Annotated in this window: 11 protein-coding genes and 1 rRNA gene; 7 read left to right on the top strand and 5 right to left on the bottom strand. The window is 72.1% G+C overall.

Annotated elements, in window-relative coordinates; genetic code table 11:
• Positions 1 to 88, top strand: a 5S ribosomal RNA gene (gene rrf, locus ACZ5Y0_RS19595); the annotation flags it as partial.
• A 98-nt stretch (positions 89 to 186) separates the two neighbouring features.
• Here rrf and ACZ5Y0_RS19600 read toward each other — a convergent pair.
• Genes ACZ5Y0_RS19600 through ACZ5Y0_RS19620 form a run of 5 tightly spaced genes read right to left on the bottom strand, consistent with a single transcriptional unit; the run spans position 187 to position 5,815 of the window.
• Entirely contained in the window at positions 187 to 1,497 is a 1,311-nt protein-coding gene (locus ACZ5Y0_RS19600; RefSeq protein ID WP_469129941.1) for a DUF58 domain-containing protein, read from the bottom strand.
• Positions 1,497 to 2,486 carry an AAA family ATPase gene (locus ACZ5Y0_RS19605; RefSeq protein WP_469130147.1) on the bottom strand — a complete coding sequence of 330 codons (990 nt, stop codon included), beginning with the start codon at positions 2,484 to 2,486 and terminating at the stop codon, positions 1,497 to 1,499. Before ACZ5Y0_RS19605 ends, ACZ5Y0_RS19600 begins: the two co-directional genes overlap by 1 nt.
• Entirely contained in the window at positions 2,486 to 3,682 is a 1,197-nt protein-coding gene (locus ACZ5Y0_RS19610) for a DUF4350 domain-containing protein (RefSeq protein ID WP_469129942.1), read from the bottom strand. The genes ACZ5Y0_RS19605 and ACZ5Y0_RS19610 overlap by 1 nt, the downstream gene beginning before the upstream one ends.
• Entirely contained in the window at positions 3,679 to 4,512 is an 834-nt protein-coding gene (locus ACZ5Y0_RS19615; protein ID WP_469129943.1) for a DUF4129 domain-containing protein, read from the bottom strand. Before ACZ5Y0_RS19615 ends, ACZ5Y0_RS19610 begins: the two co-directional genes overlap by 4 nt.
• A 4-nt stretch (positions 4,513 to 4,516) precedes the next feature.
• Positions 4,517 to 5,815 (bottom strand): DUF7847 domain-containing protein, encoded by a 1,299-nt coding sequence (locus tag ACZ5Y0_RS19620; RefSeq protein ID WP_469129944.1) that lies wholly within the window; start codon positions 5,813 to 5,815, stop codon positions 4,517 to 4,519.
• Between the two features lie 140 nt (positions 5,816 to 5,955).
• Here ACZ5Y0_RS19620 and mtnA point away from each other — a divergent pair, with 140 nt between their 5' ends.
• From mtnA to hpf, 6 genes are all read left to right on the top strand, one after another.
• Complete coding sequence (gene mtnA, locus ACZ5Y0_RS19625) at positions 5,956 to 7,098, top strand: S-methyl-5-thioribose-1-phosphate isomerase (protein ID WP_469129945.1); 1,143 nt, start codon at positions 5,956 to 5,958, stop codon at positions 7,096 to 7,098.
• Positions 7,099 to 7,281: 183 nt separating this feature from the next.
• Entirely contained in the window at positions 7,282 to 7,971 is a 690-nt protein-coding gene (mtrA, locus tag ACZ5Y0_RS19630; RefSeq protein ID WP_005316841.1) for a two-component system response regulator MtrA, read from the top strand.
• Between the two features lies 1 nt (position 7,972).
• Positions 7,973 to 10,042 carry an MtrAB system histidine kinase MtrB gene (mtrB, locus tag ACZ5Y0_RS19635; RefSeq protein WP_469129946.1) on the top strand — a complete coding sequence of 690 codons (2,070 nt, stop codon included), beginning with the start codon at positions 7,973 to 7,975 and terminating at the stop codon, positions 10,040 to 10,042.
• Positions 10,032 to 11,861 carry an LpqB family beta-propeller domain-containing protein gene (locus ACZ5Y0_RS19640; RefSeq protein WP_469129947.1) on the top strand — a complete coding sequence of 610 codons (1,830 nt, stop codon included), beginning with the start codon at positions 10,032 to 10,034 and terminating at the stop codon, positions 11,859 to 11,861. Before mtrB ends, ACZ5Y0_RS19640 begins: the two co-directional genes overlap by 11 nt.
• A gap of 173 nt (positions 11,862 to 12,034) precedes the next feature.
• On the top strand, positions 12,035 to 12,934 hold the full coding sequence (locus ACZ5Y0_RS19645) for a ComF family protein (protein WP_469129948.1): 900 nt from the start codon (positions 12,035 to 12,037) through the stop codon (positions 12,932 to 12,934).
• A gap of 314 nt (positions 12,935 to 13,248) precedes the next feature.
• On the top strand, positions 13,249 to 13,941 hold the full coding sequence (gene hpf / locus ACZ5Y0_RS19650; RefSeq protein ID WP_469129949.1) for a ribosome hibernation-promoting factor, HPF/YfiA family: 693 nt from the start codon (positions 13,249 to 13,251) through the stop codon (positions 13,939 to 13,941).
• The last annotated feature ends 131 nt before the right edge of the window (positions 13,942 to 14,072 follow it).

Genomic DNA, 14,072 nt, shown 5'->3' on the forward strand with positions numbered 1-14,072 from the left:
CGGTTACATTCCGAACCCGGAAGCTAAGCCTTACAGCGCCGATGGTACTGCAGGGGGGACCCTGTGGGAGAGTAGGACGCCGCCGAACAATTTTTGAGGGAAACCCCCGTGCCATTCGGCACGGGGGTTTTCCGCGTTATGGGTGGTATCAGGCGTAAGGGCTTCCAGAGAGAAGCCCTTTTTGCATTACAGGCGGCCTGCCGCTTTCAGCGCGAGGTAGGCATCGGTCAGTGCCGGCGCCAGTTCGTCCGGAGGGGCGTCGACGACGGTGACTCCGTGGCGGCGGAGTCTTTCCGCGGTGCGGAGACGTTCCGATCGCGCCTGCGCTGCGGCCGCTGCTTCGTACACCGCATCGACGGTGCCTCGTGAGGCGGCCATGCGGGCCATGTGCGGGTCGGCCACCGCGGCAACCAGGACTGTGTGCCGGCGGGTGAGTTGCGGCAGCACCGGGAGGAGGCCCTCCTCCACCGGAGCGGCATCGAGAGCGGTCAGCAGGACGATCAGTGAGCCGCGGTGGGCAGTGCGCAAGGCCGTGGTCGTGAGACCGCGGGCGTCCGTCTCGACCAGCTCCGGCTCGAGGGACGCCAGGGTGTTCACCAGGGAGGGGAGCACATCTCGCGCTGTGCGGCCCTGGGCGAGCGCGCGCACCCGGCGGTCGTAGGCCAGGAGGTCGACGCGGTCGCCGGCACGGGCTGCGAGGGCGGCCAGGAGCAGGGCCGCGTCCATGGAGGCGTCCAGCCGGGGAACGTCACCGACCCGTCCCGCGGAGGTGCGCCCGGTGTCGAGGACCAGGAGGATGTGGCGGTCCCGTTCGGGGCGCCAGGTGCGGACGGTGGCCGTGGTCCGGCGGGCTGTGGCGCGCCAGTCGATGGACCGGGTGTCGTCGCCGGGCACGTAGTCGCGCAGGCTGTCGAATTCTGTGCCTTCGCCGCGGGTCAGGATGCTGGTGCGGCCGTCGAGTTCACGGAGACGAGCGAGTTTCGAGGGCAGGTGCTTGCGGCTGGTGAACGGAGGAAGGACCCGTACGGACCAGGGGATCCTGTGGGCGCCCTGGCGGGCGAAGAGGCGCAGAGGGCCGTAGGAGCGGATGGTGACGCGGTCGGCGTGACGGTCGCCGCGTCGGGTGGGTCGCAGGCGGGTGGTGATACGGCGGCGTTCGCCGGCGGGGACGGTGACCTTGTGGCGGGAGGCGGTGATCTCCGTGCCGGGCTGCCAGCTGCTGGGAGGCCAGGCGTCGCGCACGTCGGCGCGCAGGGGGCGTCGGGAGGGATTGGTGATGGTGAGGGTGACGTCCGCTGTGTCGCCGAGGCGTACGGAGGTGTCGCCGGAGCGGGTCAGACGCAGGCGGCGTACGGGGGCTGCGAGGGCGAAGTCGCAGGCGCACGCGACGGCCAGGGGGGCGTTGACCGCGAGGATGCCTGTCCAGCTGGGCTCCCAGATGCCGACGGGGAGGGAGCCCAGGGCCGCGAGGAGGGCGGTGCGTCCGGTGAGTGCCATCAGCGGGGGACGGGGACGTGGGTGAGGATCGCGGTGACGACCGAGTCGGGGGTGACGCCTTCCATCTCGGCCTCCGGGCGGAGTTGGACGCGGTGGCGGAGAGTCGGGAGGGCGAGGGCTTTGACGTCGTCGGGGATGACGTAGTCGCGGCCGGTCAGCCAGGCCCAGGCGCGGGCGGTGGACAGGAGAGCCGTTGCGCCCCGCGGGGACACTCCGAGGGTGAGGGAGGGGGATTCGCGGGTGGCTCGGCAGATGTCGACGACGTAGGCCGTGATCTCGGGGGAGACGGTGGTCTTGGCGACCGCGGCGCGAGCGGCTTCCAGGTCGGTGGGGCCGGCCACCGGGCGTACGCCGGCGGCGCGCAGGTCGCGTGGGTCGAAGCCCTCGGCGTGGCGGGTCAGGACGTCGATCTCGTCCTGGCGAGAGGGGAGGGGCACCGTGAGCTTGAGGAGGAAACGGTCCAGCTGGGCCTCGGGAAGGGGGTAGGTGCCTTCGTACTCGACCGGGTTCTGGGTCGCGGCGACCAGGAACGGTTCGGGGAGGGGGCGGGGCGTGCCGTCGACGGTGACCTGGCGTTCCTCCATGGCCTCGAGGAGGGAGGACTGGGTCTTCGGCGGGGTGCGGTTGATCTCGTCGGCGAGGAGGAGGTTGGTGAAGACCGGGCCGGGCTGGAAGGAGAACTCGGCGCTGCGGCTGTCGTAGACGAGGGAGCCGGTGACGTCGCTCGGCATGAGGTCGGGGGTGAACTGGACGCGCTTGGTGTCGAGTTCCAGTGCGGAAGCGAGGGCGCGGACGAGCAACGTTTTGGCCACTCCGGGGACTCCTTCGAGGAGAACGTGTCCGCGGCAGAGGAGGGCGACGACGAGGCCGGTCACGGCGGGGTCCTGGCCGACCACGGCCTTGGCGATCTCGGCGCGCAGGGCTTCGAGGGAGGCGCGGGCGCTGCCCGGGTCCCCGGTGCTCCCGGCGTTGTCAGTGGTCGGGTCCATCATGGACGGCGTACCTCTCTTTCGAGGGCGTCGAGTTGGTCGGCGAGGTCGATCAGGCCCGTGTCGTCGGCGGGTGGCGGGCCGAAGAGGAGGGGGTGCAGGGACTGTCCGTCTCGGTGGAGATGGGCGGTCAGCGCGGGGACGAGGGCCTCGGGCGCGTGTGCCTGGGTGCCGGGGACGCCTACGAGAGGGGCGAGGCGGGTGCGAGTGGTGGAGCGAAGAGCGGTGGCCGCGCGGTCGCGCGCGTCGGCCTTGCGGTAGAGCCGGGCACGGCCTTCGACGGTTTCGGAGGCGCGGATCGCGACGGGGAGTCTTTCGGGCACGAGGGGGCCGAGTCGGCGTGCCCGCCAGAGGGCGGCGAGGGCTGCCGCGGCGAAGAGTTGCAGTGTGCCCCAGAGCCAGCCGGAGGGGATCAGGTCGAAGAAGCTCCTCTCCTCGTCCTGGTCCGCGGCGGAGGTGTCGGACAAGGAGGGGAGGTACCAAACGAGATGAGGGCGCGAGCCGAGGAGCTGGAGGGCGAGGGAGGCGTTGCCCTGCTCGTCGAGGCGGTCGTTGTGGAAGATGTCGGGTGCGCCGAGGACGACTGTGTCGCCGTCGCCGGTGGTGGCCGGGACGCGTACGAGGGTGGCCAGGCGGTTGCTGGGGTAGCACTCGTCGGCGTCGGATCGGGTGGTGGTGTAGCGGATGCCGCCGGTGTCGGCGCTGCCGGCGCTCTGTGCGGCGGGCAGCGTGCAGTCGGGGTCGAGAGTGGAGCCGCGGCTGGTGGCGGGGTCCGCGGTGACACCGGGGGCGAGGGTCTCGACGGACCAGGCGCCGGGGGCGACGAGGACGGTGCGGCCGCCGGAGTCGGCTGTCGACGCGTGCAGTTCCCTTTGCCGGCGTTCCGTCAGCAGGTCGGGTGCGGCGACCAGGAGGGTGGTGTCGGGGCCGGTCGCGGCGCGGGCCTCGGCCAGCGTGGTGACGACGCGGGTCGAGACGCCGTGTTCGGCGAGCAGTTCGGCGACGGCGCGGCTGCCGTAGGGGTCCGCGGACCGGGGATCGAGGGCGCCGCGGTGGGCGTCGGAGCGGAGGGCGGCGAGAACTGCCGCGCCGGCCAGGAGGAGCACGAGGGCGAGGGCGACGCCGCGCGAGCGGGTCCACACCTGGCGGGCGGTGGGCGACGCCGAGGTGGCCGGGGGCGTGGCCTCGGTCGTCATCCGGTCCCCTGGCGGGTGTGCGGTGCCGCGTCGGGGTCGCTGTTGTGGGTGAGTCGGGGCCTGGTGTCGTCCAGGTCGCGGTCGAGGCCGGCGATGCGGTGGTACGCCTGCTCGGTCGCGGTGCGGCCGCCGTAGGTGACGTCGTCGAAGTCGCGTGCGGCGGAGCGGAGCCGGCCGGTGTGGGCGGGGAGGGTGCGGCCGGCTTCCGCGGCGGCCTCGTCGGCGGTGCGGCCGGGGCGGGCGTCGAGGAGGGCGCGTTCCTCCAGGGAGCGGACGATGGCGCGCATGCGTTCCTGGACGGCCTGGTTCCAGTAACCCTGGGCGGCGTGCGCCTCGGCGGCCGCGCGGTGGTCGGCGGCGCTGCGGGGGCGGTCGTCGAACAGGGCGGCCGCGGAGGCGGGTTGGCGGCGTGGAGTGCCGAGGCGCCACCAGAGGGCGGCCACGACGGCGGCGACGGCCAGGACGATGACGAGCAGGCCGAGCGCTCCGCCCGGGACGGCGGTCGAGGCGGCGCCGAACAGGCGGTCGAGCCAGTCCCAGAAGGTGTTCAGGGCGCGCTCGAAGAGGCCGGGATCGTTCTCGTGGTACAGCCGTTTGGACAGCTCACGGCGGGCCGCCTCGCGTGCGGGATCGCGCGGGACGGTCACCGGTGGTTCGCCGCCCGAGCGCGCCCACGACGGGGGTGAGCCGTCGGCCGCTCGCAGCAGGGCTTGCCCGGCACGGTCGGCGGCGCCCGACAGGGCCGTCGGGGCCGGACCGGCCGTGCCGGGCGGTGCCGCCGTGGGTGGACCGGCGGGTGTCGCCGTGAGAAATCCCCCCGCGGACCTCACCGCATCAGCTCCCCGCGGTGGTGCCGGGGGTGGGGGTTCCGTAGCCCTGGACGCCGGCGGCACGGGCGAGTTCGAGGTCGAGGGCTTCGCGGCGGATGCGCTGATCGACGTAGAGGAGCACGGCGACGCCCGCCGTGATCGGGAACGTGATCAGGGAGCCGATGACCGAGCCGACTCCGCTGATGACGAGGTATGTCCAGCCGAGTTCGGTGTCGGTGTCCGTGAAGGCGCTGAGACCGCCGGGGCCGAGGGCGGCACCGAGGAGGGCGAAGGGCACCGCGATGATCATGGCGACGATGTTCGCGATGATCAGGGAGAGCACCTGGATCCCGAAGACCCGCCACCAGGAGCCGCGGACGAGCTTCGCGGAGCGGGTCATGGCCTTCTTGATGCCCTGCTTCTCCAGCATCAGGGTGGGCGAGGCGAGGGAGAAGCGGACCAGCAGCGACACCGCGACGACGACCGATGCGATGCTGCCCATGGCCGCGAGGGCGTCGCCGGCGGCGCCGCCCAGAAGGGCGCCCGGCAGGACGCAGACGACGGCGACAGCCGTCACCATCAGCAGCAGCAGGAGGATCAGACCGAACAGTCTGAGCAGCTGGGGGCGGGCGTCGCGCCAGGCCTCACCGCTGGTGACCGGCTTGCCGAGGACGGCACGGCTGGTGACGGCGGTGAGGAGCGCGGTCGCCGTGATGGTGCCGACCAGGCTGACCAGGAAGATGACACCGGAGTTCAGCAGGACGGCGCCCATGGCGTCGAGCTGTTCGTCGACCGTGGCACTCGCGTCGCCGAGGGCGGTCGTGCTCGTGGATTCGTCCAGGACCAGGCCCTGGAGGAGGACGACGACGGTCTCGACGACGAGGGCGACGGTCAGGGAGATGCCGAGGACCGTGCGCCAGTAGGCGCGCATGGTGGAGACGGCGCCGTCGAGGATCTCGCCCACGCCGAGCGGGCGCAGGGGAACGACACCAGGCTTGGCCGCGGGCGGGGGGCCACCCCACCCACCGCCCCAGCCGCCTGGTGCGCCGTAGCCGGCGGGCGGGCGGGTGCCCCAGCCGGGGCCGGGAGGCGGTGGCGGAGGCGCCTGGGCCGGGTTCTGAGGGCCTGTCGGCGCGGACCACTGGCCGGGCGGCGGCTGCTGGGAGGACCACGGTGTGCCGGGACCCTGCGGCTTCGTGGCCGGCTGGTCCGCGGGCCGCGTGCCGCCGGGTCGGTCGGCGGGCTCGGGAGGCGTGGACGTCCCGGGCTCCTGTCCGTCGGACGGGGCGGATCCGGGCGAGGCCCAGCCCGGAGTGTCGTTCATCGTCGCTCCTTCACGGTGCCCGTCCGCGGTCGCGGCGGCAGGTTGGGAGCCATCGTGCCATGGGGTGGTCGACGGCGGATCGGCCGCGGTCCGGGCCGCACCGCTTCGATTGTCGGGCGGATAACGGGCACACTGACGGCATGGCTGATGAGTACGCGCAATCCGGCGATGACAAGCGGCCCACCGAGGTACCGACGATTCGCTGGGAGGAACCACCCGAAGGTCCCGTGCTGGTGCTTCTCGACCAGACGAGGCTGCCGGCCGAGGAGGTGGAGCTGGTCTGTACGGATGCGTCGTCGCTGGTGGAGGCGATCGGTTCGCTCGCAGTGCGCGGGGCGCCGCTGCTCGGCATCGCCGGGGCGTACGGGGTCGCGCTCGCCGCCGCGCGCGGCTTCGCCGTGGACGAGGCGGCGGACGCACTCGCGAGCGCCCGGCCCACCGCGGTGAACCTGTCCGTCGGTGTGCGCCGGGCCCGCGACGCCTATCAGGCGGAGATCGCCAAGGGCGGCGGCCCCGAACAGGGCGCCCGGGCCGCGCTGGCCGCGGCCCGGCAGCTGCACCGGGAGGACGCCGAGGCCAGCGCCCGGATGGCCGAGCACGGGCTGGCGCTTCTCGACGAGCTGCTGCCCGGCGGCGGGCACCGGGTCCTCACCCACTGCAACACCGGCGCGCTGGTGTCGGGCGGCGAGGGGACCGCGTTCGCGGTGGCTCTCGCGGCCCACCGGGCGGGAAAGCTGCGGCGGCTGTGGGTGGACGAGACGCGTCCGCTGCTCCAGGGCGCCCGGCTGACGGCGTACGAGGCGGCGCGCAGGGGCATGGCGTACACGCTGCTCACCGACAACGCGGCGGGGTCGCTGTTCGCGGCCGGGGAGGTCGACGCGGTGCTGATCGGAGCCGACCGCATCACGGCCGACGGCTCGGTGGCGAACAAGGTGGGGAGCTATCCGCTCGCCGTGCTCGCCCGGTATCACCACGTGCCGTTCATCGTGGTGGCACCGCTGACGACGGTCGACCCGGACACCCCCGACGGGGCGTCCATCGAGGTGGAGCAGCGGCCCGGGTTCGAGGTGACGGAGATGGCCGCGCCGCAGGCGCCCATGTCGGGAGCGGGGGCCGGGATCCCGGTGGCGCCCCTGGGGACACAGGCGTACAACCCGGCCTTCGACGTGACGCCGCCCGAGCTGGTCACGGCGATCGTCACGGAGGAGGGCGTCGTCTCGCCGGTGACGGCCGAGGGGCTGGCGGAGCTGTGCGCCAGGGCACGGCGCGTGACCACCGACTGAGGCGCCGGCCGCACCGCGGGGGGCTTCGGTCCCCCGCGGTGCGGAAGGGTCCGCCGACGGCCTCCGCGCGGGCGCTGATCCCCGCTGCCGGGGGCCGGGGCAGACAGTGACCGTTCCCTACGACTATCGTCACGGGCCAGTGACCCTGCTCACCAGCGCCACTGTCACTGTTATGAGAATGGGATGATGTCGTTTATGAAGGGACGAGTCCTTGTCGTCGACGACGACACCGCACTGGCCGAGATGCTCGGCATTGTGCTGCGTGGTGAAGGTTTTGAGCCGTCTTTCGTAGCCGACGGCGACAAGGCGCTGGCCGCTTTCCGTGAGGCGAAGCCCGACCTGGTGCTGCTGGACCTGATGCTGCCCGGACGGGACGGCATCGAGGTGTGCCGCCTGATCAGGGCGGAGTCCGGGGTACCGATCGTCATGCTCACGGCCAAGAGCGACACCGTCGACGTCGTCGTGGGCCTCGAATCGGGCGCCGACGACTACATCGTGAAACCGTTCAAGCCGAAGGAACTGGTCGCCCGGATCCGGGCACGGCTGCGGAGGTCCGAGGAGCCCGCTCCGGAACAGCTCACCATCGGCGACCTCGTCATCGACGTGGCCGGTCACTCCGTGAAGCGGGACGGGCAGTCGATAGCGCTCACCCCGCTGGAGTTCGACCTGCTGGTCGCGCTGGCCCGCAAGCCGTGGCAGGTGTTCACCCGGGAAGTGCTGCTCGAGCAGGTCTGGGGCTACCGGCACGCCGCCGACACCCGCCTGGTCAACGTGCACGTACAGCGGCTGCGCTCCAAGGTCGAGAAGGACCCGGAGCGGCCGGAGATCGTGGTGACCGTGCGTGGCGTCGGCTACAAGGCCGGACCGAGCTGACATGTCCGGGGACAGCGCCGCTTCGACCCCCGGTCGTTCCGGGACCCGTCCGGAGCGGCCTGTCGGACCGCGGCGGACGAGATCACGCTTCGCGCGCCTCCTCGCCGGCGGCCTCCTCCAGGGCGGCGTGCACAACAGCCCCGTCCTGCGCCTGCTGCTGCGCTGGGTGCGCCGGCCGCTGCTGCCCGTCATGCGGCTGTGGCGGCGCAACATCCAGCTCAAGGTCGTCGTCACCACGCTGCTGATGTCACTGGGCGTCGTCGTGCTGCTGGGCTTCGTCGTCATCGGGCAGGTCCGCAACGGGCTGCTCGACGCCAAGGTCAACGCCTCCCAGAGCCAGGCCACCGGCGGCTTCGCCGTGGCCAAACAGAAGGCCGACGAAGCGGCCGGAGCCGCCGCCGACGACGGCAACGACCCGGACGGCCGCACCTCCCAGAACGTCATCGAATGGATGAGCGAACTCGTGCTGTCGCTGTCCAGCGGCGGTCAGGGCGCCTTCGACGTGGTCACCCTGCCCCCCGGCGACGACAGCGGTGGCGGACGCGGGCCACGAGCCTCCGGCTCCGTCGACCCCAACAAGAGCGTCCCCGAGGTCCTGCGCGAGCGCGTCAACAGCAGCACCGGCGCCGTCCAGAGGTACTCCCGCATCGTCTACCTCAGCGACAAGGAGTCCCAGCCGGCCCTCGTCATCGGCAAGCGGGTCAACGACCCCAACGGCGACCCCTACGAGCTGTACTACCTCTTCCCGCTCACCCAGGAGGAGAAGTCCCTCAGCCTCGTCAGGGGCACCCTCGCCACCGCCGGACTCTTCGTCGTCGTACTCCTCGGCGCCATCGCGTGGCTCGTCGTGCGGCAGGTCGTCACACCCGTGCGGATGGCCGCCGGCATCGCCGAACGACTCTCCGCCGGCCGCCTCCAGGAACGGATGAAGGTCACCGGCGAGGACGACATCGCACGGCTCGGCGAAGCCTTCAACAAGATGGCGCAGAACCTCCAGCTGAAGATCCAGCAGCTGGAGGACCTGTCACGGATGCAGCGCCGGTTCGTGTCCGACGTGTCGCACGAGCTGCGCACACCCCTGACGACCGTACGGATGGCGGCCGACGTCATCCACGAGGCCCGCGAGGACTTCGACCCCGTCACCGCCCGCTCGGCGGAACTCCTCGCCGACCAGCTCGACCGCTTCGAATCCCTCCTCGCCGACCTGCTGGAGATCAGCCGCTTCGACGCCGGCGCCGCCGCCCTCGAGGCCGAACCCGTCGACCTGCGTGACGTCGTACGCCGGGTCGTCAGCGGAGCCGCACCGCTCGCCGAACGCAAGGGCACGTCCATACGCGTCCGCGGCGACCAGCAGCCCGTCGTCGCCGAGGCCGACGCCCGCCGTGTGGAACGCGTCCTGCGCAACCTCGTCGTCAACGCCGTCGAACACGGCGACGGCAAGGACGTCGTCGTCAAACTCGCCAGCGCCGGGGGAGCCGTCGCCATCGCGGTCCGCGACTACGGAGTCGGACTCAAGCCCGGCGAAGCCACGCGCGTGTTCAGCCGCTTCTGGCGCGCCGACCCGGCACGCGCGCGTACCACCGGGGGCACCGGACTCGGCCTGTCCATCGCCCTGGAGGACGCCCGCCTGCACGGCGGCTGGCTCCAGGCCTGGGGCGAACCGGGCGGCGGCTCACAGTTCCGGCTCACCCTGCCCAGGACCGCGGACGAACCCCTCAGGGGCTCACCGATACCCCTGGAACCCAAGGACTCCCGCCGAAACCGCGGACTCGACGAAGCCGGCCTGCCGCGCGGCGGAAGCGAGAAGAGCGCCACCGTGCCGGTCCAGCCCGCCGGCGAGCGGCGATCGCCCGGGCGGGCACCCCTGGCACCCCGGCAGGGCACGGTCGCCCCCACCGCCGACCCGACGGCACTGCCCGGGAACGGCGCGCGCGTCGTTCCCCGGCCCGCCTCCGGCACACGTCCGCCGGACCCGCCCACCAGGGACAGGACACACGGTGAGGCACCCGGCCGGACCGACAGGGACACCGACGCGGCGAACGAGCAAGGGGAGGCATTTCGTGGGCGCTGACCGCGAGGGGGGCCGCCGGCGCACGCCGGTGCGCGGGACGGCGTACGCCGCGTGTGGCGTCGTACTGCTGGCGGGATGCGCCTCGATGCCCGACAGCGGCGACCTGCGCGGCGTGGAATCCACCCCCCGCCAGGAGACACAGGTCCGCGTCTTCGCCCTGCCACCCCGTGACGACGCACCGCCCGCCGAGATCGTCCAGGGATTCCTCGAAGCCCTGACCAGCGACGACCCCAGCTACGCGACCGCACGCCAGTACCTCACCACCAGCGCCGCGCGACAGTGGGAACCCGAACGTTCCACCACGGTCCTCGCGGACGGACCGGGCACCCAGGCCGACCGCTCGGGCGGCAGGGAGGACAGCGACGGGTTCGCGTTCAGGCTCACCGGCACCCGCGTCGCCACCATCGACGCGCAGCAGTCGTACACACCCGCCTCCGGCGACTACGACCAGACGGTGCACCTCACCCGCGACAAGAAGACCGGACACTGGCGCATCGACACGCTGCCCGAAGGCGTCGTCATGGGCAAGTCGGACTTCCAGCGCAACTACATGTCGCTCAACAAGTACTACTTCGCCTCACACACCACGTCCGCCGGTTCCGGACAGCCCATGGCCGTCGCCGACCCGGTCTACGTCCGCGAACGCGTCGACCCCATGACCGAGATGGTGCGCTCCCTGCTCAACGGGCCCACCAGCTGGCTGCGACCCGTGGTCCGCTCCAGCTTCCCCACCGGCACCGCACTCAGCAAGGGCGTCACCTCACTGGCGCTCGACGACCAGAACAAGCTCACGGTGCCGCTCAACGACAAGGCGGCCGGCATCGGACACGGCACGTGCGACGAAATGGCCGCCCAACTCCTGTTCACCCTCCGAAGCCTCAACCCCACCGTCGACGAGGTCGAAGTCCGCGCCGGCGGAAACCAGCTATGCTCCCTCAGCGAGGACCGGGCCACCGCCGTCGCCGAACGCGGAGCGGAGGACCGACCCGACCACCTGTACTTCATCGACGCCCGTCACCGGCTGACACGCATGACGAACATCGGAGACAGCGCCAGGTCCGAAGCGGTACCCGGCGTATTCGGCGACGGCACCAAGGCCCTGCGCTCGGTCGCCGTGTCCCGTGACGAACGCAGCGCCGCCGGCGTCGCCCTCGACGGCAGGACGCTCAGCGTCACCTCCACCGACGCCGGCAACACCCTCGGCGAACCCGTCCTCCAGAGCAAGGGCAAGACCGAGGCCGACCGGCTGACCACACCCAGCTGGGACGGTCAGGGCGACCTGTGGGTGGCCGACCGCGACCCCGCCGACCCGCGCCTGCTCCTCCTGGAGAAGGGCGGCGGCCAGCCGCTGGAGGTCCTCACCCCCGGCCTGGACGGACGGATCACCACCGTACGGGTCGCCGCCGACGGTGTGCGGATCGCGCTCGTCGTCGACCAGGGCGGCAAGCAGCAACTGCTCATCGGGCGGATCGAACGCGACAAGAGCGGCGAGCGGCCCACCGTCGCCGTCCAGGAACTGCGCTCCGCGACCCCCGACCTGGAACAGGTCACGGCCATGTCATGGGCCGGGGACAACAGGCTCGTCGTGGTCGGCCGCGAAGCCGGCGGAGTCGAACAGGTCCAGTACGTCCAGTGCGACGGCTCGATCCCCGAGACCGGGACGCTTCCCGGCCTCACCGAGGTCACGAGCATCGCCGCCTCCGAGGACAGCGAAGCACCGCTTTTCGCCACCTCCAAGGAGGGCCTGCTCTGGCTGCCCGGCGGGAGCGGCTGGCGGACGCTGAAGGAGACCGGGCCGGTCGTGTTCTATCCGGGCTGACACCGGTCGCCCTCTGACGGGCCTCTGCCCCCAGGGGGCGCCCCGCCGGACCGGTCCTTCCGGTCCTACCGGTCCTTCCGGTCCTTCCGGCCCACCGGAGTTTTCCACAACGCCATACCGAGGGTTTTCCACAGGCGTGGCAGACCCTCGCCGTCCTTGGCACAGTGATCCGCGTGGAAAGCGTTCGGCGGTGGTGGCAGGACCTCTCCGGCCTGGTGCTCCCGGCGGAGTGCGGCGGCTGCGGCACGGCGCGCACGGTGCTCTGCCCCGAGTGCCGCGTCGCCCTCCTCGGCAGCATGCCCCGCCGGGTACGGCCGCATCCCGAGCCGCCCGGGCTGCCCGCCGTGCACGCGGCCGCCCGGTACGCGGACGAGGTACGAGCCGTGCTGCTGGCCCACAAAGAGCGCGGCGCGCTGACGCTGACGCGACCGCTGGGGACGGCGTTGGCGGGGGCGGTGCGGGTGGGGTTGGGGGAGGTGGGGGTGGGGGAGGGGCCCCCACCCCCACCAGCCCGAGCCGTCCTCCTCGTCCCCGTCCCCTCCGCGCCCCGCGCCACCCGTTCCCGTGGTCATGATCCGGTCCGGCGCATCGCGTTGGCCGCGGCCGCGGAGCTGCGGGCTGCCGGGCTGCCGGTGCGGGTGGCCGCGGTGTTGCGGCAGCGGCGGGTGGTGGCCGATCAGTCGGGACTCGACTCGCGGCAGCGGCTGCACAATCTGGCCGGCGCGCTGGCGGTGGTGGCCGGTGGCGCGCGGCTGCTGTGCGGCGCCGGTGCGGTGGTGCTCGTCGACGATCTGGTGACGACGGGGGCCTCTCTCGCGGAGGCGGCGCGTGCCGTGCGGGCGGCGACGGCCGCGAAGCGGGTGGTGGAGGCGGCCCGGTGGGCGGGGGGTGAAGAAGGTGTGGTGGCCGTGTACGGGGACGCTGGTCGGGAAGGCGGAGGGGTACGACCGTACGGGGCGCGGAAGGAAGGGACGGGTTGGGTAGGGCCGGTGGGTGCGGTAGGGGCGGGCGGCCTGCTGTGCGCGGCCGTCGTCGCGGCACCGCCGGACGCCTTCGCAATGAACCGGAACTGACCGACGACTTGGGTCGTTGCTCGTAATGAGAGGACTAATTCATCTGAACGGAGGTACGCCGCAGTAGAGGGTGACGACATCCGTCCGGGCGAGATATGTTCGGTTGTGAGGGAAAGCCGCAGGCCACACCTCTCGATCCGAATGCCCTGCTGTGGGTTTTCGGTAATCACCCGCAGCACCCGGGGTGGAGATGTCGCCCATGGGGGAGGAGGAGGTGGAAGTCACCGAGTCCGCGGTTCCGGTGCCACCGGAACCTGGTGCAAAAGGGAAATGCTCCGCCGCAGATGCGGAGCGATCCGGGAACGGAGTTCTGCGTGGACATCGTCGTCAAGGGCCGCAAGACCGAGGTGCCCGAGCGGTTCCGCAAGCACGTGGCCGAGAAGCTGAAGCTGGAGAAGATCCAGAAGCTCGACGGCAAGGTGATGAGCCTGGACGTCGAGGTGTCCAAGGAGCCCAACCCCCGACAGGCCGACCGGTGCGACCGGGTGGAGATCACGCTCCGCTCGCGCGGTCCGGTGATCCGGGCGGAGGCGGCGGCCAGTGACCCGTACGCGGCACTGGACCTGGCGGCGGAGAAGCTGGACGCCCAGCTGCGCAAGCAGCACGACAAGCGCTACACCCGGCGTGGCGCGCGGCGGATCTCGGCGGCGGAGGTCGCCGACCACGTCCCGGGTGTCGCGACCCTCGGCAGCAACGGCCACCCCGTCCCGTCCGACGAGTCCGACAGTGTGCCGACGAAGAAGATCGGATCGCTGGAGGTGCAGGGCGACGGCCCCCTCGTGGTGCGCGAGAAGACCCACGTGGCCGCCCCGATGACCCTTGACCAGGCTCTCTACGAGATGGAACTGGTCGGGCACGACTTCTACCTGTTCGTCGACTCCGAGACGAAGGAGCCGAGCGTCGTCTACCGGCGGCACGCCTACGACTACGGTGTCATCCACCTCAACACGGACCCGATGGTCGCTCAGGCGCATTCCCCCGAGGCGGGCGGCACGCTGGGCGGCTGACCCGCCCCGGTGACAACTGAGCAGGTGCCCCTGGAGCGCGTGTGCGCCCCCAGGGGCATCCGTGTGAGCCCCCTCGGGCATCGCTTCGTCACCGCGTTGCCGTCCGGGCATGGAATCATGGCGGCAACGGC

This window comes from Streptomyces sp. NPDC033216 (assembly GCF_055577115.1).

Coding starts and splice junctions, on each gene's coding strand:
- mtrA (WP_005316841.1), top strand. CDS start 7,282: ATGATGTCGTTTATGAAGGGACGAGTCCTTGTCGTCGACGACGACACC.
- mtrB (WP_469129946.1), top strand. CDS start 7,973: ATGTCCGGGGACAGCGCCGCTTCGACCCCCGGTCGTTCCGGGACCCGT.
- ACZ5Y0_RS19600 (WP_469129941.1), bottom strand. CDS start 1,497: ATGGCACTCACCGGACGCACCGCCCTCCTCGCGGCCCTGGGCTCCCTC.
- ACZ5Y0_RS19610 (WP_469129942.1), bottom strand. CDS start 3,682: ATGACGACCGAGGCCACGCCCCCGGCCACCTCGGCGTCGCCCACCGCC.
- ACZ5Y0_RS19605 (WP_469130147.1), bottom strand. CDS start 2,486: ATGGACCCGACCACTGACAACGCCGGGAGCACCGGGGACCCGGGCAGC.
- ACZ5Y0_RS19620 (WP_469129944.1), bottom strand. CDS start 5,815: ATGAACGACACTCCGGGCTGGGCCTCGCCCGGATCCGCCCCGTCCGAC.
- mtnA (WP_469129945.1), top strand. CDS start 5,956: ATGGCTGATGAGTACGCGCAATCCGGCGATGACAAGCGGCCCACCGAG.